The 21,741-nt window shown below is 72.5% G+C and carries 19 protein-coding genes; 10 read left to right on the top strand and 9 right to left on the bottom strand.

Annotated elements, in window-relative coordinates:
• The 6 genes from E1267_RS21980 to E1267_RS21955 form a co-directional block, all read right to left on the bottom strand.
• The coding region (locus tag E1267_RS21980; RefSeq protein WP_220449607.1) for an amino acid adenylation domain-containing protein at positions 1–2,666 on the bottom strand (2,666 nt) is incomplete at its 3' end.
• Positions 2,667–2,718: 52 nt separating this feature from the next.
• A complete protein-coding gene (locus E1267_RS21975; protein WP_220449606.1) occupies positions 2,719–3,549 on the bottom strand; it encodes an SDR family oxidoreductase in 831 nt (276 codons plus the stop codon).
• Positions 3,546–4,259: a thioesterase II family protein gene (locus E1267_RS21970; RefSeq protein ID WP_132334471.1), complete on the bottom strand. Its 714-nt coding sequence runs from the start codon at positions 4,257–4,259 to the stop codon at positions 3,546–3,548. The genes E1267_RS21975 and E1267_RS21970 overlap by 4 nt, the downstream gene beginning before the upstream one ends.
• Positions 4,260–4,952: 693 nt before the next feature.
• Entirely contained in the window at positions 4,953–5,171 is a 219-nt protein-coding gene (locus E1267_RS21965; RefSeq protein ID WP_132334470.1) for a hypothetical protein, read from the bottom strand.
• A 189-nt stretch (positions 5,172–5,360) separates the two neighbouring features.
• The gene (gene argG, locus E1267_RS21960) at positions 5,361–6,806 is read right to left on the bottom strand and encodes an argininosuccinate synthase (protein ID WP_132334469.1); all 1,446 of its coding nucleotides are present in this window, start codon (positions 6,804–6,806) and stop codon (positions 5,361–5,363) included.
• 76 nt (positions 6,807–6,882) lie between these two features.
• Complete coding sequence (locus tag E1267_RS21955; RefSeq protein ID WP_165959727.1) at positions 6,883–7,587, bottom strand: GntR family transcriptional regulator; 705 nt, start codon at positions 7,585–7,587, stop codon at positions 6,883–6,885.
• A 108-nt stretch (positions 7,588–7,695) separates the two neighbouring features.
• On the opposite strand from E1267_RS21955, the gene E1267_RS21950 reads away from it, so the two are divergent.
• The 5 genes from E1267_RS21950 to E1267_RS21930 are packed head-to-tail and all read left to right on the top strand — an operon-like array spanning position 7,696 to position 12,616.
• Positions 7,696–8,445: a sulfite exporter TauE/SafE family protein gene (locus tag E1267_RS21950; protein WP_165959726.1), complete on the top strand. Its 750-nt coding sequence runs from the start codon at positions 7,696–7,698 to the stop codon at positions 8,443–8,445.
• Positions 8,446–8,447: 2 nt separating this feature from the next.
• Positions 8,448–9,830 carry an amidohydrolase family protein gene (locus E1267_RS21945; protein ID WP_132334466.1) on the top strand — a complete coding sequence of 461 codons (1,383 nt, stop codon included), beginning with the start codon at positions 8,448–8,450 and terminating at the stop codon, positions 9,828–9,830.
• The gene (locus E1267_RS21940) at positions 9,827–11,065 is read left to right on the top strand and encodes an MFS transporter (protein WP_132334465.1); all 1,239 of its coding nucleotides are present in this window, start codon (positions 9,827–9,829) and stop codon (positions 11,063–11,065) included. The genes E1267_RS21945 and E1267_RS21940 overlap by 4 nt, the downstream gene beginning before the upstream one ends.
• Positions 11,065–11,766: a fumarylacetoacetate hydrolase family protein gene (locus E1267_RS21935; RefSeq protein ID WP_132334464.1), complete on the top strand. Its 702-nt coding sequence runs from the start codon at positions 11,065–11,067 to the stop codon at positions 11,764–11,766. The genes E1267_RS21940 and E1267_RS21935 overlap by 1 nt, the downstream gene beginning before the upstream one ends.
• Positions 11,744–12,616, top strand: a complete 873-nt coding sequence (locus tag E1267_RS21930; protein ID WP_132334463.1) for a polysaccharide deacetylase family protein — start codon at positions 11,744–11,746, stop codon at positions 12,614–12,616. Before E1267_RS21935 ends, E1267_RS21930 begins: the two co-directional genes overlap by 23 nt.
• A gap of 200 nt (positions 12,617–12,816) precedes the next feature.
• Here E1267_RS21930 and E1267_RS21925 read toward each other — a convergent pair whose 3' ends face one another.
• Both E1267_RS21925 and E1267_RS21920 read right to left on the bottom strand, forming a co-directional pair.
• Positions 12,817–14,280: an aldehyde dehydrogenase family protein gene (locus E1267_RS21925; RefSeq protein ID WP_132334462.1), complete on the bottom strand. Its 1,464-nt coding sequence runs from the start codon at positions 14,278–14,280 to the stop codon at positions 12,817–12,819.
• Between the two features lie 337 nt (positions 14,281–14,617).
• A complete protein-coding gene (locus tag E1267_RS21920) occupies positions 14,618–15,343 on the bottom strand; it encodes a GntR family transcriptional regulator (RefSeq protein WP_132334461.1) in 726 nt (241 codons plus the stop codon).
• 149 nt (positions 15,344–15,492) lie between these two features.
• On the opposite strand from E1267_RS21920, the gene E1267_RS44495 reads away from it, so the two are divergent.
• Entirely contained in the window at positions 15,493–15,636 is a 144-nt protein-coding gene (locus E1267_RS44495) for a hypothetical protein (RefSeq protein ID WP_165959725.1), read from the top strand.
• Here E1267_RS44495 and E1267_RS21915 read toward each other — a convergent pair.
• Positions 15,623–16,099 (bottom strand): hypothetical protein, encoded by a 477-nt coding sequence (locus E1267_RS21915; RefSeq protein ID WP_132334460.1) that lies wholly within the window; start codon positions 16,097–16,099, stop codon positions 15,623–15,625. The two genes, E1267_RS44495 and E1267_RS21915, sit on opposite strands and share 14 nt — an antisense overlap.
• 261 nt (positions 16,100–16,360) lie before the next feature.
• Between E1267_RS21915 and E1267_RS21910 the strand changes: the two genes are divergently transcribed.
• The 4 genes from E1267_RS21910 to E1267_RS21895 all read left to right on the top strand — a co-directional run bounded on the left by E1267_RS21910 (position 16,361) and on the right by E1267_RS21895 (position 21,642).
• Positions 16,361–17,491, top strand: a complete 1,131-nt coding sequence (locus E1267_RS21910; protein WP_132334459.1) for a sensor histidine kinase — start codon at positions 16,361–16,363, stop codon at positions 17,489–17,491.
• Positions 17,484–18,629, top strand: coding sequence for a hypothetical protein (locus E1267_RS21905; RefSeq protein WP_132334458.1), 1,146 nt, complete (start codon positions 17,484–17,486; stop codon positions 18,627–18,629). The genes E1267_RS21910 and E1267_RS21905 overlap by 8 nt, the downstream gene beginning before the upstream one ends.
• Positions 18,575–19,288: a response regulator gene (locus E1267_RS21900; RefSeq protein WP_132334457.1), complete on the top strand. Its 714-nt coding sequence runs from the start codon at positions 18,575–18,577 to the stop codon at positions 19,286–19,288. Before E1267_RS21905 ends, E1267_RS21900 begins: the two co-directional genes overlap by 55 nt.
• A gap of 425 nt (positions 19,289–19,713) precedes the next feature.
• Positions 19,714–21,642, top strand: a complete 1,929-nt coding sequence (locus E1267_RS21895) for an AfsR/SARP family transcriptional regulator (RefSeq protein WP_165959724.1) — start codon at positions 19,714–19,716, stop codon at positions 21,640–21,642.
• The last annotated feature ends 99 nt before the right edge of the window (positions 21,643–21,741 follow it).

Raw genomic sequence — 21,741 nt, 5'->3', positions numbered from 1 at the left:
GGCGGGGCGGAGGCCGGCTCGGGCAGGGCGCGGGCGTCCAGCTTGCCGTTCGCGGTGAGCGGCAGCGCGGGCAGCGCCGTGACGGTGGCGGGCATCATGTGGTCGGGCAGCACCTTGGCCGCGCGCCGGCGCACCTCGGCGGGGTCGACGTCCGCCGGGGTCACGTACGCGTCCAGCCGCGCCAGCGCGTGATCGACCGCCTGCTCGCCTCCGGCCGCGGGTCCACCCCCGGTCGCGTGCCCGGCCGTGTCCGTCCGTCCGGGCGCGTCCGGGCGGCCGTCGCGGAGGACGACGGCGGCCGAGGTGACCGCGGGGTCGTCGAGGAGGACGTTACGGATCTCGTCCGGCTCGATGCGGAAGCCGCGTACCTTGACCTGGGTGTCCAGCCGGCCCAGGTGTTCGAGCCGCCCGTCTGGCCGCAGACGGCCGCGGTCGCCGCTGCGGTACATGCGGCCCCCGGCGAACGGGTCCGGCACGAAACGCTCGGCCGTCAGCTCCGGGCGGCCCAGGTATTCCGTGGCCACCCCCGTCCCGCCGACGTGGATCTCGCCGGGCGCGCCGACGGGAACGGGACGGCCCCGCTCGTCGAGGACGTACACGTGCCAGCCGGGCAGCGGGCGTCCCACCGACCGGGACCCCGCGATGGCGTCGCCGCGGGTCACGGTCTGTGCGGTCACGTGGACCGTGGTCTCGGTGATGCCGTACATGTTGACCAGGCGGCAGCCCGGATACCGGTCGAACCAGCCCAGCAGCGGGCGCACGTCGAGCGTTTCGCCGCCGAACACCGTCAGCCGGACGGCGAGTCGTTCGTCCCGGAGCCGGTCGGCCTCCATGAGCTGGGCGAACGCCGACGGCGTCTGGCTGAGCACGGTGACCCGCTCGCGCACCAGCAGCTCGTGGAACTCCTCGGGCGACCTGGACACCCAGTACGGCACCAGGACCAGCCGGCCGCCGGTGAGCAGCGGCCCCCAGATCTCCCAGACGGAGAAGTCGAAGGCGCTGGAGTGGAAGTTCGACCAGGTGTCGCCGGAACCGAGCCCGAAATCGTCCTGCGTGGCCGTCAGGAGGGCGACGACGTTCCTGTGCGGCACCACGACCCCCTTGGGGCGGCCGGTCGAGCCGGAGGTGTAGATGACGTACGCGGCGCCGTCGGGACCGCCGCTCTCCGGAACGCCGCCGCCGTCGGAGGCGGCGAGCCCTTCGGGGGAGACGACGCTCAGCCCGTCGCCGGCGGGGAAGTCGCGGTCGGCGACGACCACGCGCAGCGCGGCGTCCCCGGCCGTGTACGCCAGCCGCTCCGCCGGATAGGCGGGGTCCATCGGCACGTAGACGGCCCCGGCCTTCAGCACGGCCAGCATGGTGATCACCAGGTCGGGCGTGCGGTCCAGGCAGAGTCCCACCCGGTCGCCCGCCCGCACGCCCATCCCGCGCAGGGCGGAGGCGCGGCGGCCGGCGAGCGCGTCGAGTTCGGCGTAGGTGAGCGAGCGGTCCCCGCCGGTGACGGCGACGGCCTGGGGCTGTTCGGCGGCACGGGCGGCGACGATCTCGTCGATCCGCTCAGGCCGCCGTTCGAGGGACGTGGCCGGGCGGCCGAGGCCGACCACGTGGCGGCGCCTGCGCTCGTCCAGCAGGTCGACGTCGGCGGGGACCAGGTCGTCATCGCCGGCCAGCCGCTCGTACGCGCGGGCGACGTGGACGGCGAACCGCCGCGCCGACTCGCCGTCCACGTCTGCCAGCCGGTGCCGTACGTCGAGGAGGAAGGAGCCGTCGTGGTCGCGGCGGGGTACGAGGGTGAGCGGGAAGGGGGCCGTCTGGCAGGGAACGTCCTCGTCCGAGGCGGTGACCAGCAGCCCCGCGAGGACCCGGCCACCCGCATCCGCGCAGAGCCGGGCGTACCGGCGGGCGTCGCACCGGCCGCCGTCGCCTGCGAGGACGCGGGCGCTCCCGGCCACCAGCTCGCCGGTCGTGGAGGCGCCCGACAGGTCCACCGTCAGCAGCGTCCCGGCGTCGAACGCCCCCAGCGCCTCCTCCGGCCGCGCGGGCGGCTCGGTCACCGCGCCGATCACGGGGCAGCGCTGGTCCTCGTACCGTCCCAGGACCAGCGCGGCCGCGACCGCCACCCGGGCGGCCAGGTGCGCCGAGTCCCGCACCGGCACGCTCACCACCCCGGTACGCTCACCCGCCGCGACATCCCCCGAGGCCCATTCGACGGCCCCGGAGTAGTCGGCCTCCCGCCACTGCTTGACCAGCTCGTCGTCCGGCGCGGCCGCCTGCGGCCGGCCGGCGTGGAACCGTCTGTACGGGACCCGCTCCGTGAGCACCTCGGCCACCATCCGCAGCGACGTCGCGTCCAGCCATGCCCGGTGCGCGACGAGCACCAGGTCGGCCGGCCCGTCCGCGTACTCGATCAGCACGGCCCGCAGCCCGCGCGCCGGCCTGAGCAGCTCGGCGTCGAGCGCCCGCGCGGCCTGCGCAGAACCGGCGGCGGCGGGCACCCGTTCCGTCCACAGGCGGGCGGGCTCGCCCCACCAGTGGCGGGCGGCGTGGTCGAGGGTCCGCGCTATCCGGGCGGCGTCGGCGCCGCCCGGAAGCCTGGTCCGCCGGGCGTGGCAGTGCCCGGACGGCGTGACGGCGGCGGGGATCAGCGTGTCAACGGTGCGGTACACAGAGTGATCTCCAGTGGGTTCGGGTGGCCGGCGGGGCCGGTCGGTGAAGGCGTCAGCGGGTGGTGAAGCCTCCGTCGACGGTGAGCACGCTGCCGGTGACCTGGCGGGACTCGTCGGAGGCCAGCCACACGGCGGCGGAGGCGACGGCGTCGGGCTCGACAAGCGCGTTGGACGGCTGGGCCTGCAGGAACGCCTCCTCGTGCGTGCCCACGGGCACGTCGAGCGAGCGGGCGATCTCCGCCAGCATCCGGCCCTCCACCCGCGGATCGTCCCTGACCGAGCCGGGGCACAGCGCGTTGACCCGCACCTGGCGCGGGGCGTAGTCGAGCGCCGCCGCCTTCGTCAGCCCGATGAGACCGTGTTTGGCGGCGACATAGCCGGCGAAATGCCGGTAGCCCACCAGCCCGGCGGTGGACGCGACGTTGACGATGCTGCCCGAGCCGCGCTCGCACATGAGCCTGCCGACCGCCCGGATGGCCCGCCAGGCGCCCGAGAGGTCAACGTCGAGCATCAGCCGCCACTCGTCCTCGTCGATCTCGTGCGTCACCTTGCCGGACGGCGCGGCGATGCCCGCGTTGTTGACGAGCACGTCCACGGCGCCGAACCGGTCGACCGCCAGGGCCACCGCGTCCTCGATCTCGCGCAGATCCCGTACGTCGGCCTCCTTGACCAGCACCGCGACGCCGGCCTTCCGGCAGAGCTCCTCGGTGTGCCAGAGCTGGCCGGGGGAGCCGAGCGGGTAGGGAACCCCGGGCAGGTCGCGCGCGATGTCGATCAGCACGAGGTCGGCTCCCTCGTGGGCGAACGCCTGGGCGGTGGCGCGTCCGAGGCCGCGGGCCGCGCCGGTGATGACGGCCGTCTTGCCGGCCAGGCGCAGCGTCACGTTCGTTCCTCGGACAGCTCGTCCGTGATCAGCCCGAGCAGGGCGGCGGGGTCGTCCGCCAGGTACATGTGGCCGCCGTCGAGCTCGGCGGTCCTGAACCCGGCGCTGGTGACCTGCTCCCACTGCGCGAGTTGCGCGCCGTCGACCAGCTCGTCGTCTCGGCCGCGCAGCGCGGTGACCGGAACGGGCAGTGGCTTGTCCGTGGCCGGCTCGTACGTCTCGTGCATCTCGACGTCCGCCCGGATCACGGGCAGCAGCAGTGACCGCATCTCCGGGTCTTCGAGCGCCGGATGCGTGTAGCCGGAGAACTCCCTGACCCTGGCCAGGAACTCGTCGTCGCTGAGGCCGCTGGCTTTGGCCTCGCGCCCGTCGTGCGGGCCGGGTGATCCGCTCACGAACAGCCGCTCGGGCGTCACCCCTCTGCCGTTGGCGAGGTGGTTGGCCAGCTCGTACGCCAGCACGGCGCCGAGGCTGTGGCCGAAGAGCGCGACGGGCGGGGTGGCGCCGTCGATCCTGGCCAGGACCTGGGTGCACGCCGCCTCGGCCGCGCGGGCGACCTCGGTGTAGGGGGCTTCGTTGAAACGTTCTTCGCGGCCGGGCAGCTGCACCGGCAGGATGGTCAGGTCCTCGGGGGCCTGCCGCTGCCATCCGCGGAAGAACGACGCTCCGGCGCCGGCGAAGGGCAGGCAGACAAGGTACGTGGGTTCCATGATGCGGATTTCTCCGATCGATCGTCCAGAGGCGGAATCCGGGCCGCGGGGACGTCACCGTTCGGGCGAGCATCTCCTGAGCCGATTACGTAGTGGTCCATGCCGGATACTTTGTGTGACGCTCCCGGTCGGACCGCTGGCCTCTATCGCCTCCCCCGTCCATTCGCGACCGACAAGCCGGGCAGGGCCCGGGGCGGGCGTCGCATCGCTCGTTGCGCCCCCAAGCATGCCGAACGACGGCCAAAACTACGGAGTTTCGGTCCTTTAGGTCAAGTCGAACATGAGAAAACTGTGACACGCGGTGGTGGTTCGGCACCGTCCTGCGTCACATGTCGGACCCCTTCCCCGGGCCCTCTCATACCTGTTCTGACCTGCGGTTATGTAGCCGTCCCAAGGGTCGGTTCCGGCGGGTTTTGCATCGTTCCATCGCCGCTCGGCGATTGCCGCAGTTCGTTGTCAGGCCGCAGGCACCCGAGAGCGTATGTCCTGAATCTAAAGTTTGGGGTAGCCGTATGTAAATCGTCTGTGTCAGTATGTGAGACGGCGTCGGTTACGGCTACAGCGCGTTCGCTGGAGAAGGAAGGGTTTGCCTGGCAGGTGACGTACCTCATCGGCACGATCGCCGACCCCGCCCGGCAGCCGTCAGCTCCCGGCGCGCGATTACCGCCCGGCGCGGCCCACCGCTAGGACCTGCTAGGACACCTCCGCCGGCCTGCCGGTGAGAGCTCGCAGACCCATGGTGACGGCGCCCGCCAGGAGCACCACGCCGGACAGCAGGACCACCTCGGCGGCGGCCAGGCGGGCGGCCACTCGCGACTTCACGGTCAGGACGTTCGGCGGGCCCTGCGCGTTGACGACGACGAACACCGCGCCGAAGACCGCGCCCACCAGCAATCCAGTCGGACGTTGCACGACATCCAGTGAAGCGCGCACAGGCCCGCTCCCACACGGGGGATGCCCCGAGGACGGAGTAGGCCTGGCCCTACCTCACCGCACCGCGCAGATAGGCCGGCACCGCCAGCACCCGGCGGTTGTCGTTCATACGCCTCCTACGCCGCTTCTCCGACGATTGTGGCGTACGGGACTGCGGGAGGGTGGGCCTCAGTCGGTGCCGAACTCCATCGCGGCGTGGTCGAGCAGCTCGTCCTCGGGCGCCTCGCCACGGGAGGCGATCGCCTCGGCGCCGCCCTCCGGCATGGCGCCGATCAGTTTGGTCGAGGACGTCTCCGCCGCGGCGATCAACGCCGAGTGGTCGGCTCCGACCATGCCGAGCCCGGCGTACTGCTCCAGCTTGGCGCGGGTGTCGGCGATGTCGAGGTTGCGCATGGTCAGCTGGCCGATGCGGTCGACAGGACCGAAGGCGGAGTCTTCCGTGCGCTCCATGGACAGTTTGTCCGGGTGGTAGCTGAACGCGGGCCCCGACGTGTCGAGGATCGAGTAGTCCTCGCCGCGCCGCAGCCGCAGCGTCACCTCGCCGGTGATCGCCATGCCGACCCAGCGCTGCAACGACTCGCGCAACATCAGCGCCTGGGGGTCGAGCCAGCGGCCTTCGTAGAGCAGGCGGCCCAGCCGGCGCCCCTCGCTGTGGTAGACGGCGAGGGTGTCCTCGTTGTGGACCGCGTTGACCAGCCGCTCGTAGGCCGCGTGCAGCAGCGCCATGCCAGGCGCCTCGTAGATGCCCCGGCTCTTGGCCTCGATGACGCGGTTCTCGATCTGGTCGGACATGCCGAGGCCGTGCCGCCCGCCGATGGCGTTGGCCTCCAGCACCAGGTCGACGGCCGAGGGGAACTCCTTGCCGTTGATCGTCGCCGGACGGCCGCGCTCGAAGCCGATGGTGACGTCCTCGCAGGCGATCTCCACGCTCGGGTCCCAGAACGGCACGCCCATGATCGGCTCGACCGTCTCGATGCCGGCGTCGAGGTGCTCAAGCGCCTTGGCCTCGTGGGTGGCGCCCCAGATGTTGGCGTCGGTGGAGTAGGCCTTCTCCGTGCTGTCGCGGTAGGGCAGGCCGCGTTCGAGCAGCCACTCCGACATCTCGGTGCGGCCGCCGAGCTCGCTGACGAACCCCGCGTCGAGCCACGGCTTGTAGATGCGCAGCGACGGGTTGGCCAGCAGGCCGTAGCGGTAGAAGCGCTCGATGTCGTTGCCCTTGAAGGTGGAGCCGTCACCCCAGATCTGCACGCCGTCCTCGAGCATCGCGCGCACCAGCAGGGTGCCCGTGACGGCCCGCCCGAGCGGGGTCGTGTTGAAGTAGCCGCGACCGCCTGAGCGGATGTGGAAGGCCCCGCAGGCCAGGGCGGCGAGCCCTTCCTCCACGAGCGCGGCCCGGCAGTCGACCAGCCGGGCGACCTCAGCGCCGTAGGCCGTCGCACGCCCGGGCACCGAGGCGATGTCGGGCTCGTCGTATTGGCCGATGTCTGCGGTGTACGCGCACGGCACCGCGCCCTTCTCGCGCATCCACGCGACCGCTACCGAAGTGTCGAGGCCGCCGGAGAAGGCGATGCCGACACGTTCGCCGACAGGCAGAGAAGTGAGAACCTTGGACACGCGTGAAGTATATACATAGGTATGCATGATCATGCAACGTCGGGCTGCCACGACTCTCCGCCGTGTCGGGTCGTGCTCAGCGGGCGGGCTGCCCGGCCGCGGCGGCCCGGGGTTCGTTCTCCGGAGCCGGTTTGTACGCGCGCCCGGCCGCCTCGATGTGCGCCTTGGCCGCCTTCCCCGCCGCCTTCGGGTCTCCGGCGCGGATGCCGGCGACGATGGCCTGGTGCTGCTCGGTGATCGCGCCGGCCCAGTGGGGGTCGTCGAGGTTGGCCACGGTCGTGACCGCGATGCGATCCCACACCCGGTGCAGGGTGTCCTCCAGGAACGGGTTGCCGGCCGCCGCTCCGATGGCGCGGTGCAGGGCGAGGTTGGCCTGAGCGGAGGCGTGGGCGTCGTGGGTCTGCACCGCCGCCTCGACCGCGTCGACGGCACGGTCGAGCGCGTCGATGTCGGCGGGGGCCAGTTGCCCGCGGGCCTGCCGGGTGGCGGCCAGCTCGGCGGCCAGCCCTTCGAGCGTGGCGCGCAGGACGAACAGGTGCTCCGCCTCGGCAGCGGTCAGCGCGGCGACGGCGACACCTCGGGCTGCCGGGATGACCAGCCCTTCGGCCAGTAACCTGCCGATGGCCTCGCGTACGGGAGTGCGGCTGACGCCCAGGTCGGTGGCCAGCGCCGCCTCCGTCAGCCGTTGGCCGGGAGCGTATTGCCCCTCCGCGAACCGGTGGCGCAGCGCCACGTAGACCGCATGGGCGCTGCCCGGCTGGGATTCGGAAGAGACCGCCATGGGGTGAGTATACATTGCATGCAAACGCTGCCCGAGCACTCTTGACATGCATTGCATGCAATGAATACGTTGCCACTCATCGAGGCAGGAGCCGGAAGGAGGGCGACCATGCTGGACCCGCTTCAGCTGCTCGTTCTCGCCGGCGCGGGCTTCCTGGCAGGCGCCGTGAACGGCGTCGCGGGCGGCGGTTCGCTGATCTCCTTCCCCGCGCTCATGGCGATGGGCTACTCGCCGATCGCCGCCAACGTGACCAGCGCCCTCGCCACCCTGCCCGGCTACGTGGGCGGGCTGGTCGGCTACCGGGACGAACTGCCCGCCGTGCGCCCGCAGGTGCCGCGGCTCTCCGTGGTCAGCGCCTGCGGCGCCGTGTGCGGGGCCGCGATCCTGCTCGCCGCGCCGCCGGAACAGTTCGAGTCGATCGTCCCGTTCCTCGTCCTCGTCTCCGTCGTCGCGCTGGCCCTTCAGAAAAGCCTGGCCCGGCGCGTCGGCGGGGACAGGGCGGCGGGCGGCGGTCACGCGCTGCTGGCCGGCCAGTTCGTGGTCGCGATGTACGGCGGCTACTTCGCCGCCGGGCTCGGCGTCATGATGCTCGCCGTCCTGGGCACGTTCCTGGCGGACGACCTGCACAGGCTCAACGCGCTCAAGAGCGCGCTGTCCCTGGTCGTCGGCCTGATCTCAGCCCTGTGCTTCTCCGTGTTCGGCCCCGTCGAGTGGATCCCGGTCGCGGTCATGTCGCTCACCGGACTGGCCGGCGGCCGGAGCGGAGTGGTGCTCGCCCGGCGCGTGCCGCCGCACGTCTTACGGTGGCTGATCGTCGGTTTCGGTCTCATCCTGTCCGTCGCGCTCTTCGTGAGGTGACCATGCGCGAACGATCCGACCTCCTCATCACCGGCACTCACCTGATCTCCATGGATCCCGCCGTCGGTGACGTGGCGAACGCCGACGTCCTGGTCCGTGACGGGCGGATCGCGGAGATCGTTCCGCACCCCGGCGCGCACGACGTCACGGACGCGGAGGTGATCGACGGAACGGGCACGATCATGCTGCCCGGCTTCGTCGACACCCACTGGCACCTGTGGAACTCGCTGCTGCGCGGCACCGTCGGCGACCGTCCGGGCAGCGGCTACTTCACCGTCAAGCGCGCCCTCGCACCCCACTTCGAGCTCGGCGACTTCTACTGGGCGGCCCGGTTCGGGCTGGCCGAGGCGGCCAGTGGCGGCATCACCACGGTGCACAACTTCGACCACAACGTGCGCGGCCCCCAGGACGCCGACGCCAACATCCAGGCGCACCTGGACTCCGGGCTGCGCGGGCGCTTCTCGTACGGACCGCCGGACTCGGCGTCGCCCGACGCCACCAACGACCTCGACGACCTGCGCAAGCTGCGGGCCCGCTGGCCCGACCACCAGCTCGACGGCAGGGTGGACTTCGGCGTCGCGCTGCGCGGGCCGTACCGGACGCCGCCCGAGGTCTACGAGCGCGAGTGGGCCGAGGCCCGCGCGCTCGGGCTGCCCATCACCATGCACTGCGACCGGTGCCTGCGTGAGGAGGGCTGCCGCGCCTGCGGTCTCGCCCGGCTGGAGGAGCTGGGTCTGCTGGGCGAGGACGTGCAGGTCGTCCATGCCGTGCACGCCGACGGGCGCGACATCGAGGCGCTGGCCCGCACGGGCACCCGGGTGTCGCTGAGCCCGATGACCGAGCTGCGCACCATGGGCTTCCCGCTGGTCACCGAGTTGCTGGAGGCAGGCGTGCCGGTGTCGCTCTCGCTCGACACGCTCGCCATGCCGACCAGCGCCGACATCCTCGGCCACCTGCGCATGATCGTCTCCGTGGAGGCGGCGCGCACGGGCTCGGCCGCGATCACCCCGCGCCGGCTGCTCCAGCTCGCCACCATCGACGGGGCCAGAGATCTCGGCCTGGACGACACCGCAGGCTCCGTCACTCCCGGCAAGCGCGCCGACCTCGTGATCCTGCGAGCGTCCGACATCAACCTGGTCCCCTCGGGCGACCCGGTCGAGGCGCTCGTCTACACCGGCCAGATCGACAACGTCGACACCGTCATCGCCGACGGCCGCGTACTGAAGCGGCGGGGCGCGCTCATCCTGGACGACGGCGAGCCGGACCCCGTCGCGGTGGCCGCGGCCCGCCGGGACGCCCTGCTCGCCAGGGCCGCGGCGGCAGGCGACTGGCCCCCTTCACCGACCACGCCGTCAACCACCGCAGGCGAAAGGAGTCTGCAATGACCGCCCCCCACCCCGCGGCCACGCGGGGCGCACTCGCGCCCAAGGCCGCCGTCGCCATGTTCGGCCTGCTGCTGCTGGCCTACACCATCAACGCCATGGACCGGATGGTCTTCCCCATCCTGCTCGTCGAGGTCCGCGCCGAGTACGGCTTCAGCCTGGAGGCGGCGGGACTGCAGGCCACCGTGTTCGCCATCGGCATGGGCCTGGCCGGTCTGCCCGCCGGGTACCTCCAGCGCAAGCTCGGACGCAAGCGCACGATCGTCGTCGGCACGCTGGTGTTCTCGGTCGCGACCGCGCTCACCACGGTCTCCATCGGGTTCTTCGACATGCTGGTCTGGCGCGTGCTGTCCGGCGTCGGCGAGGCACTCCAGCTCGCGATGATCATCGCGGTCGCGTCGAGCGCCTTCCCCGCCCGTCGCGGGGTCGCGATCGGCAGCGTCAACATGGCCTTCGCCGCCGGCTCGATCATCGGCCCCTCGCTCGGCAGCGTGCTGCTGGAGGGGTACGGTACGTGGCGGGCCCCGATGATCGCCTACGCCCTCATCGGCGTCGCGCTGGCCCTGGCCACCGTGTTCCTCGTCTCGCCGCGGCTGACCGAGATCGACCCCGCGGAGAACGCGACCAGGCACGTCGGCGGCGCCCGCAGCATCCTGTCGCGCAACCCGCTCGTGCTGGCCGTCATCACGGCGCTGTTCGGGCTGGCCGACTTCGCCTTCATCGGCATGTACGCCAGCTACCTGCGTGACCAGCTCCACTACAGCCCTGGCGGCGCCGGGTTCGTCATCGGCCTGTCCGGCCTGGCGGCCTTCGCCTCCCCGGCCGGCGGCCACCTCGCCGACCGGTTCAGCCCGAGGGTGGTGTTGACGGTGCTCAACCTCGGCGTGGCCGCCAGCGGCCTCGCCCTCTTCCTCGGCTCCGCGTCCACCCCCTGGCAGGCGACCTTCTCGTTCCTGTTCGGGCTGTTCGCCAGCGCCGGCATGTACGTCGCCGCCGCCAGCTACCTCGTCAAGTCCGCCGGCCCCGAGATCGTCAGCCGGGCCGCCGGGCTCTTCGTCACCTGCATCTACGTCGCGGCCGGCGTCGCGGGCCTGCTCTTCAGCACCCTGGTCGAGGCCACCGGCTGGGTCGGCGCGGGCATGGTGCAGATCGTCGGCTTCTCCGTGCTGGGCGCGGCGCTGGCGCTCGTGCTGCGCCCCGACCTGTTCAGCAGGACCCTTCCATCCGAGGTGCACTGATGCTCTGGCAACCCACCCAGGTCGCCCTGCCCGTGAGCGGCACGGCCGACCGGTTCCCCGTACGCCGCGTCTACTGCGTCGGCCGCAACTATCTCGACCACATCAGGGAGATGCAGGAGGGCGACGAGCGCGACGACCCCTTCTTCTTCCAGAAGCCGGCCGACGCGGTCGTCCCTGACAACGCCGAGGTGCCCTACCCGCCGCAGACCGGGGACCTGCACTACGAGGGCGAACTGGTCGTCGCCATCGGCGCCGAGGGCGCGGGCGTCGACGTGCGGGACGCGTACGGGCTGGTCTTCGGCCATGCGGCCGGCATCGACCTGACGCGGCGCGACCGGCAGCGGGAATGCCGCGAGCGGGCCCACCCGTGGGAGGCCGGCAAGTCCTTCGACCACTCGGCGCCCTGCGGCCCGATCCTGCCCGGCTCCGACCCGCTGGACGGAGAGCTGACGCTCACCGTCAACGGCGAGCGGCGCCAGCACACCGGGCTGGAGCTGATGATCTGGAACGTGCCCGAGATCATCAGTCACCTCTCGCGCTCGTACCGGCTGATGCCGGGTGACCTGATCTACACCGGCACCCCGGCGGGCGTCGGACCCGTGCTGCCCGGCGACCGCGTGCGCGTCGAGATCACAGGCCTGCCCTCCCTGACCGTCACCATCGTCGAAGGAGAGACCCATGCGACCCAGCGAACGGCTTGAGTACGACCCCATCGAGGGCCGCCCCGCGCTCCGACTGCCCGCCGGCAAGCGCATGGCGGTCTGGGTCATCGTCAACGTGGAGACCTGGTCCGACACCGACCCGATGCCGAGGACGGTGCTCACGCCGCCGGCCGGCGGCATCCCCGCCCCCGACGTGCCCAACTGGGCCTGGCACGAGTACGGCAACCGCGTCGGCGTGTGGCGCATGATCGAGGCCATGGACCGCCAGGAGGTGACCGGCACGCTGGCCATCAACGGCCAGGCCGTCACCCACTACCCGCAGATCTCGAAGGCCGCACTGGACCGCGGGTGGGAGTTCGTCGGCCACGGCTTCACCCAGAAGAACATGCAGAAGGTGGAGGACGAGCGGGCCGACATCCAGGCCACCACCAAGGCGATCGAGACGGCGACGGGCCGCCGCCCGCGCGGCTGGCTCGGCCCCGGGCTGACCGAGACCTGGGAGACGCCCGACATCCTGGTCGAGGAGGGCTACGAGTACGTTTGCGACTGGGTGCTGGACGACCAGCCCGTGGAGCTGGCCACCCGGACGTCGCCCATCGTCAACATCCCCTACACGCAGGAGTGCAACGACGTCGCGATGATGCTGATCCAGCACCATCCGGCCCGGGAGTACTTCCAGCGCGCCGTCGACCAGTTCGACCAGCTCTACAAGGACTCCGCGGACTCGGCCCGGGTGATGGCGCTGGTGGTGCACCCGTACATCATGGGCGTCCCGCACCGGCTGCGGTATTTCGAGCAGGCGTTGCAGCACATCCGGGCGCACAAGGACGTCGCGTTCATGACCGGCGAGCAGATTCTCGACTGGTACCGGGACGTACGCCCTTCGTGACGCCGCCCGGGATCCCGCCGGCCACGGCCCTGCCCGTGACCCAACGGGCAGGCTCCCGGCCGCGCCGGGCGGGCCGCCGCGTCTCGTTCCTGCTGCGGTTGACGAACGGGCGCGTGAGGTAGCCGGTGAAGGCAGGGGTCGCGCGGTCGGCGAGGGCGGCCCGCGTGCTCAAAGACTTCAGTGGAGTCCGTACATGACCGTCAGGAGGGGAACCCCACCGAATGCGTGTCCATGAACTCGCGGATGCCCTCGATGCCCATCTCCCGGCCCATGCCGCTGTGGTTGAAGCCGCCGAACGGCGCCCGCTCGTCCAGGTGCCCGGCCCCGTGCGCGTTGACGAACGTGTAGCCCGTACGCAGCCGCGCCGCCACGGCCGCGGCCCGGCCGGGGTCCTCCGTCCACACGGAGGAGCACAGCCCCGACCAGGTGTCGTTCGCGCGGGCCACGGCGTCGTCCACGTCGTCGAACGGCAGGATCGGCAGCGTCGGGCCGAACTGCTCCTCCGTCACCACCCGCGTGTCATCGGCGGGGTCGAGCACCAGCGACGGCCGCAGGAAGTTTCCCGTGGACAGGTCGGCGCCCTCGGCGGGAGCGCCGAACTCCCGCACCTCCGCCCCCGACGAGCGGGCCTGGCCGAGCAGTTCCCGAACGTACGTGAGCTGCCGCCGGCTGTGCAGGGGACCCATGGTCACCCGCTCGTCGAGACCGTGACCCAGACGGGTGGCCGCGAGCATCCCGGACAGCCCCTCCACCACCTCGTCGTAGCGCGACCGGTGCACGTAGAGGCGCTTGATCGCCATGCAGATCTGCCCGGTCGAGTCGAACGTGCCCGAGAACAGGCGGTGCATCGCGTCAGGGCCGAGCTCGGCGTCGTCCAACACGATCGCCGGGTCGTTGCCGCCCAGCTCCAGCGCCACCCGGGTCAGCGACTCGGCGGCCATGGACATGATGCGCTTGCCGCCCGCCGGGCTGCCTGTGAAGCACACCTTCTTGACCCGGCCGTCCTGGATCAGCGCCCCGCCGATCTGCGCGTCCGCGCCCGTGACGATGTTGAGCACGCCCGGCGGCAGCGCCCGCGCCACCACCTCCGCGGTGCGCACGGTCGCGAGCGGGGTCGTGGGCGGCGGCTTCACCACGACGGTGTTGCCGGCGATCAGCGCCTGCGGCAGCGAGGCGGCCAGGATCGCCAGCGGCCAGTTGAACGGAACGATGATCGTCACCACGCCCAGGGGCATGTGGGAGATCTCCGTCCGGTACGGCGGCGCCGGCAGGGTGGTCACCTGCCCGACCTCGCCGGCCAGCCCGGCGGCAAGCCGGAAACGGTGCTCGAAGACGACCGAGTCGATGTGGGACTCCAGCCGGATCTTGCCGTTCTCACGGGTGAGGATCTCGGCCGTGGCCGCCCGCTCGGCCTCCAGCGGAGCCAGCGCGGCGATCAGCGCCGCCGCACGATTCTCCGGGGTGCGGGCGGACCAGGCGGGGAACGCCCGGTGGGCGGCGGCGACCGCCGACGTGGCCTGCTTGGCGTCGGCGGCCGCGGCGTAGCCGACGACGGACGTGCCGTCGGCCGGGTCGATCACCTGGAGCGAGTCGCCCGCGCCGTGGCGCTCGCCGTCGATGAAGAGGTCGGTGCGGATCTCGGGTAGCTGGTCCAGCGGCGTCATCGACTGTCACCTCAGCGTCGTCCCAGGACCCGTGTCACCGGACCCGTCGTGTTTGGCGTCATGCTACAGCGGGTTCACCGGGGCCTCTCGTGGTCATATGACCCGTTCCGTCCGGGGCGATCCGGCAGGGCCGACCGAGACAGACGACGTAGACGGCTACCGGACGCGCCCGTTGAGGGTGTCGAGGAACGCGGCGGTGATGGGCACCTCGTTGGCGGCGTCCAGCGACACCATGCGCACCTCGCCCCTGCTGCGGGTAAGCGCCGCCCGCGCGCCGGCGGGGTCGAGCCAGTAGTTGAACTCCTGCGTGCATTCGAGGCGTTGGTCAGAGATCCAGTTAATCCCGGTCCCGGCCGCGTGACGAGAGCTCGGATCGGACGGGCCCGCCGGGCAGGTCGCCGAGCAGCCGCCGGGCGGCCTGGGCGCCGAGGCTGGTGTCGATGTGCCGGCGCATGACGGCGGCCGCGCCCTCGGCCTCACCCGCGATCACGAGCTCGACCAGCGCCTCGTGCTCGGCGGCCTTGCGGTCGCGGGCGTCCTGGCCGCGTTCGGCCTCCAGCGCGAGCCGGCGGTAGCGGTCGGCTTTGTCCCACAGGCTGTCGAGCGTCTGGATGAGCAGATCGTTGTGCGAGGCCGCGTAGAGGGCCCTGTGGAACCGGCGGTGGGCGACGAGGTGCGCGTAGGCGGGGTCGGCAGGTAGCGGCTCCAACCCCTGAGCGGCGGCGCGCATCGCGGTGATGTCGGCTTTCGTACGGCGCTCCGCGGCCAGCGCGACCGCGAGGGGATCGAGGGAACGCCGCAGCTCCAGCAGGTCGCGGGCCTCCTCCGCGGCGAGCGGGGCGACGCGGGCGTCGCGGTGGGCGTCCAGCTCGACGAGCCCTTCGCTCTTGAGACGGCGCAGGGCCTCGCGCAGCGGAGTGGTGCTGATGCCGATGTCGCGGGCCAGACGCGCCTGCGCGATGACGGAGGCGGGCGGCAACTCGCCGGAGAGGATGAGCTCCTTGACCCGCAGGTAGGCGAGGTCGGCCTTGGTGGAGTGGGGCTCGGTCACTGGTCCGGTCATCGTCGTCCTGTCTCGTCGATCCCGGTTGTACCTACACCAGCCGGTTGTGCCGCACTCACGTACGGGAGACGACAGCTTGACGCCATAGGTTATAACGAAGCAGAGCGTGCGCCGTCGGCCGAGGAGGAAGCACCCGCCGTCGGCCGTCGATGTTCGCCCGCGCGTACGCCGGCGTGCTAGACGGCGACGAACGATGGCGGCGGCTGGACGCCCCGAGCTCGGCCACCTTCCCCCCGTACGTCCTGCGCGACCTCCTGGCCCGGCCCGCCGGGGGCGCGCTCAGCCGGGGGTGAGGCGTAGGACGGCGCGGTCGCCGGTGAGGTGGATGAGGTCGAGTCGCATGTCGTTGATGCGGCCGGTCTCGCCGGGGGCGAGCACCAGTTCGCCCTCGTCGCGGCAGCGGTCGTTGACGCAGTTGCTGCTGATGCTGCCCGCCATCCCCTGGACGCTCAGCTTCCCCGCGGATCCCTTGAGCGTGATCCGGGCTCCGTCCGGGCCGAGGGCGCCGATGGCCAGCTGCCGGATCCCCAACCGTCTGCCGACGGTGAACGAGTCGCCGGCCCGGATCTCGATCTCGCAGTCGGCGTCCTCGCACGACGACAGGTCGCGCCCGTCGGCGGCCAGGGACCCGGTGGGCGTTTCGTCAGGGGTGGACGCGCCGGGCGCGCCGCCCGCCGCCGGTGCGGTGGGTGTGGTGGCGCAGCCGGTGAGCACGAGCAGCAGGCAGGCGGCGGCGGGCCGGGCGAGGATCGGCATGGGGCTCCTTGTCGGACGGTGTGCCAACATGAAGAAGATAACCCTCTGTCACCATTCGAATCCATCCGGTCGTGATCGTGAGGCGGGCCGCGCTTCCCGCACCGCCGGCGCGCGGGGTGCGTCGGGCTCCCGCCCGTGAAGTTGATCAACTGACGGCGGTTGGGGGTGGCGACTGGTTAGGCTGCGTCACAGCGCGGCGAGAGATCAGGCGGCGGGAAAGCAGGCGCCAAGGGATCAGGCGGCGAGGGATCAGACGGCGAGGTGACGGTGGTCGGTGAGGCGGCGCGGCTGCTGGAGGGCTTCGGCCGCCGGTACGCGGCCGCGGTGCGCCTGGCCACGGTCGCCCCGATCGTCGCGATCGCCCTGTTCCGCGCCTCGCCCGAGAACGTCGCGGGCACCGCGGTGGCGGGCGGTGCGGCCGCGGTGTGGACCTGCGGCTACGCCTGGTGGCTGCGCGCGGGCCGCGGGCACGCGCCGGTCGCCCTGGACGTGGTCGTCCTGGTGGGCCTGTACACGAGCATCTTCCTGACCGACGCCGTCGAGGACCGCAACACCGGCTGGCTGCGGCTGCTGATCACGTTCGCCTGCGTGACGTGCCAGTGGCACACCCCGCCACTCGCGGGAGGTCTCGCCGCGCTGGCGATGGGCGGCGGGGCGGTCGGCCTGATCACCATGGCGGGAGCGGCGGAGGTGGACAGCAGCCTGATCACGGGGACGGTGTGGGCGATGCCGGCGGCGGGGTTGTCCAGAGCGGCCTGGGTGCTCGTGCACCGCGCCGCCCGGCGCGCGGACCGGGCGGCGGCCGAGGCCGTACGCGCGCGCGCCGAGTCGCAGGTGGCCGAGGCGGTCCGGGCCGAGGAACGCGAGCTCGGCAACTCGTTGCACGACACGGCCGCCACGACGCTGCTGATGGTCGGCATCGGGCAGGTGCGCTCGGACGCGCAGTGGCTGGCCCCGCAGGCGAGTCGCGACCTCGACCGGCTGCGTTCCGACAGCGGGCGCACGCCCGAGCATGCCGATCTCGTCGAGTTGTTACGCGCCGACCTCGACTTCGTGCAGCTGACCGTGGAGTTCGAGGCTCCGGACGCGCTGCGGCTGCCGTTCGAGGTCGCCAGGGCGATCGCCGACGCGGCCAGGGAGTCCCTCACCAACGTACGCCGCCACGCGGGAACGACCCGGGCGGCCGTCCTGCTGAGCGGGGACGCCCGGTCCCTGCGGCTCGACGTCGCCGACCAGGGCAAGGGGTTCTCGCCCGGTACCGTGGCCGGCACCCGTCGGGGCCTGCGCGAGTCCGTACGCGGCAGGATGAGCCGCATCGGCGGCACGGCCACGATCACCTCGGCCGAGGGCGCAGGCACCCTCGTCAGGCTCGAATGGCACGCCGATGAGTGAGGCGGCCGAGGAGATGACCCGGGCGCAGTTGCGGCACGGCCTGCGGCTCGCGACGCTGCTCATCGTCCTGGGGACGGTGTGCGGGCAGGGGCTGCCCAACGTCCTGCGCCACCTCGGCTCGTACCCGGTGCCGCTCGCGCAACTGGCCGCTTACGCGGTGCTCGCGTCCGTGCTCGCCGGCGAGGCCGTTCTGCTCCTCCGGCGGCGGACGTGGGGACGGCTGCTGCGCCAGATCGCCGTCGCGGCCGTGCTCGCCGCGTCGGTCCTCTCGTACGTGACCCTGCCCGAGGGGCGCACCTCGACCAGCGTCGACTGGGTCTTCGGCGCCGCCAACTGGGTGGGCCTGGTCGTGCTGCTCGACCGTCCGCTGCGGGCCGCCGTGGCGTTCCTGGTCGCCCACGACCTGACCGCCCTGGCGCACCTGGTCACCATCGACCCCAACCGGGGGGATCTGGCCAGGTTCGCGACCGGCTCGGTGACCGTGATCGGCCTTCCCCTGTGCGTGGCCGTGGTGGCGGCCGTGTTCAACTCGCTCAGCGCGGCGGCCGCGGCAGCCCGCGCGGAGATCGAGCGGGTACGCGTCGCCGAGGCGGTCGCGGAGGAGTCCCACCGGCGCAGGCAGCAGCGGCTGGCCGAGCTGTCGGCGACCACGATCCCGCTGCTGGAAGGGCTCGCCGACGGCTCGCTCCGCCCGGAGGACCCGGCGATCCAGCGGCGCTGCGCGATCGAGGCGGGCCGGATGCGCAGGTTGTTCGCCGAGACCGACACCGTGGCCAACCCGCTGCTGCACGAGCTGCGCCACTGCGCCGACGTCGCGGACCGCAAGGGCGTCGTGGTGGAGCTGGACGCTCGCGGGCAGTGGCCGACGCCGCCCGTGGCGGTCCGGCGTGACCTCACCGAGCCGGTGCTGAGGGTGCTGGCCACCGCCGCCTCCCGGGCCCGTATCGCGGTCGTGGGCGGCGCGGACCTGGTGTCGGTGAGCGTCGTCGCGGACAGCGGCGAGGTGGACGTGCCGGAACCGGTGACGCGCGGGGTGCACGTCGAGACGGTGACCAACGACGACACGGTATGGATGGAGGTCCGATGGCAGCCGACTCCCCAGCAGACCACGCAGCCGGCCGCACTGCAGGCGAGCTGATCACCGCGGTGATCGTCGACGACCACGCGGCGATCGCCGCGGGCGTGCGCGCCTGGTGTTCCGAGGCCGTGCCACCCATCGCGCTCGTCGACGCCGGCGACCGGCTCGCCGACGTGTGGACCGGTCCCGGCGCCGACGCCGACGTGGTCATCTTCGACCTGGAGCTGGTGCCGCGCCGCCCGGACTTCGGCGAGCTGCGCCGACTGGTCGACAACGGCCGCCGCGTGATCGTCTACTCCCAGCACACCGACGACGCCACCGCGATCAAGTGCGTCGACCTCGGCGCGCTCGCCTACCTGACCAAGCGCGAGGGCCCCGACCACCTGGTGCCCGCCATCCGCTCGGCCGCGCGGGGCGAGCCCTACACCGCGCCGTCGTTGTCCGGGGCCCTCATCGCCGACGACGCTCCCGGCCGGCCGCGGCTGTCCCAGCGCGAGACCGAGGTGCTGCGGGCGTGGTTCGTGGCCTCGTCCAAGGAGCTCGTCGCCGCGAAGCTCAACATCACCGTCAAGACCGTCGACACCTACATCGCCCGCGTACGGGTGAAGTACGCCAACGTCGGACGGGCCGCCCGTACCAAGAGCGAGCTCGTCGGCCGCGCCCTCGACGACGGGCTCATCACGCTCGCCGAGCTCAACGACACGACGACCGCTTTGTAGGGCGTTCACCGGACACCGGTCCCGCCCGTGCCTTCCTAGACTGGCCAGCGGTCGCGGCCATGCCGAGCGGCACCCTCCGCGATGGGGCGACGGGTGCCCGCATCACTCGCGTACGAAGGCCACAGGGAAGGTTCCCGTTTTGCCGTTGGTGCTCTGGACGGGGGCGTTGGCAACGGCCCGCGGACCGCGTGGGAACCCGTAGGGGAGTGATCGGTCAGTGCCGGTCGGCGGGCTGGGCCTGTTCGTGTCCGAGTTGGTCGTGCGTGAGGCCGCGGTCCTCGGGAGCGGTTGAGGAGTTCGCCGGGCAGGGCGGCCGGATTCGGGTACGGGACCGCCGTCCTGCTCTTCCCGGCGCAGATCTTCTTCTCCACCCGTGGCGCCACAGAGGGCTCGCGGCGGTCATCCACTGTGACAGGGAAGCGCAAATGGGACTGGAGATCAGGTTTCTCGGGCCATTCGACGTCATGGCGAACGGGGAGCCGGTGAAGCTGGCCGGACTGCGGCGTGCGGGGGTGCTGGCCCGGCTGGCTCTGAGCGCCGGCCGGGTGGTCCCCGCGGACCACCTCCTCGCCGACGTGTGGGGCCACAGCACGGTGAGGACGGCGGGAAAGCAGCTGCACATCGTGGTGTCCAAGCTGCGCGGGCTCCTCCAGCCGTACCAGGGCGGCGAGATCATCGCGACGGTCCCCGGCGGCTACCAGCTCGATCTTCCCCGCGAGAGCGTGGACGCCCACTTGTTCACGTGCCTGACGCGCCGGGCGCGGGCCGCGCGGGACGAGGGGGAGATCGCGACGGCGGACGGGCTCTTCCGGCGGGCCCTGGCGTTGTGGCGGGGCAACGCGCTGGAGGGCATGCCCGGCGCGTGGGCGCAGGCCACGTGCGCCCGTCTGGAGGAGGAGCGCCTGACAGCGCTCGAGGACCACATCGACCTGCGGCTGGAGTCCGGAGACCATCACGCGGTGGTGCCGGTGCTCACCGCGCACGCCGAGGCGTACCCGCTGCGGGAGCGGCCGCGCGCCCAGCTGATGCTGGCGATGTACCGGGCGTCGCGGCCGTGCGAAGCCCTCGAGGTGTACCAGGAGACGCGCCGCGTCATGGTCGGCGAACTGGGCGTCGAGCCGGGCGCGGTGCTGCAGCGCATCCAGCAGGCGGTGCTCAGGCGCGACCCCGCGCTCGACCTCTCGTCCCCGGCGCAGCGCGTCACGCTCACCAGGGCCGCCGTCCCGCACGAGCTTCCCGCCGACACCCGCGCGTTCACCGCCCGCACCGCGGAGATCGCCTGGCTGCGCCGGGCGCTCACCGGCGCGGTGCCGGGGCGGCCGGCCGTGGCGGCCGTCCACGGCGCCGGAGGGGTCGGCAAGTCCGCGCTGGCCGTGCACGCCGCGCACGGTGTCGCGGGCGGGTTCGCCGACGGCGTCCTCTACCTCGACCTGCGCGCCGCCACCGCCGGGCGCACGCCGCTGACGCCGTACGAGGCTCTGAGCCGGCTGCTGCGCTCCCTCGGGGTGGACGGCGCCGCCGTACCGCCCTCGCTGGAGGAGGCAGCGGCCCGCTACCGCGCGCTGACCTTGACGCGCAACCTGCTCGTCGTCCTCGACGACGCGCTCGACGCCGGCCAGGTCGGACCGCTCGTCCCCGCGGGGCCGAAGTGCGCGGCCGTCATCACCAGCAGGCAGGTCATGGCCTCGTTCGACACCACGAGCCGGCTGGACCTGACGAGGCTCGCCGACGCCGAGGCCACCGGGCTGCTCGCCCGGACCGTGGACCCCTCGAGGGTCGCCGCCGAGCCGGCCGCGGCGCAGCGGATCGTCCGGCTCTGCAACGGGCTGCCCCTCGCGCTGCGCATCTCGGCGGCGCGGCTGGCCGGCAGGCCGGACCGGCGGTTGTCCGCCCTGGCCGCGCAGCTGGGCGACGACACCCGCCGGCTCGACGCGCTCGAACACGCCGACCTGTCGATCCGCGACAACATCGCGGCCGGCCTACAGCAGCTGCGGGCAGCGCCCGACGCCGTCCACGCCTTTCACCTGCTGGGGCTCATGGGCACCGGCACCCACACGGCCGCCGCCACGTCCGCTGTCACCGGCTGGCCCGAACCGCGCGCGGAGGCCGCGCTCGACCGGCTCCTCGACGCCCGCCTGCTCGAACGGGGCGGGTTCCGCCGTTACCGGATGCCCGAGCTGATCCGCCTCTACGCCCGCGAGCAGGCCGCGCGCCACGTGCCCGAGCCGGTCCGCGTCACCGCCGCCCGGCAGGCGTTCCACCACCACCCGGCCAGGGAGCACGATCCGTTCGTGCACCACCGCGGCCCGGCCGACCGTGCCGCCGCCCTCTCGCGTCCTCTCGCCGTCCACTGACTCACCCGGAGCCCCAGGCCCGGCGTGTCCGTGCGCGCCCGTGATCCGCACGGACATAATGGGCGGGGTTTGCTGTGTTGTGTGGGGGAAGGCGCCTTC

It is taken from the genome of Nonomuraea longispora (assembly GCF_004348345.1).
Classification (GTDB): Bacteria; Actinomycetota; Actinomycetes; order Streptosporangiales; family Streptosporangiaceae; genus Nonomuraea; species Nonomuraea longispora.
The sequence above is the reverse complement of the archived record's forward strand: the minus strand, read 5'-3'. Positions and strand labels throughout refer to the sequence as shown.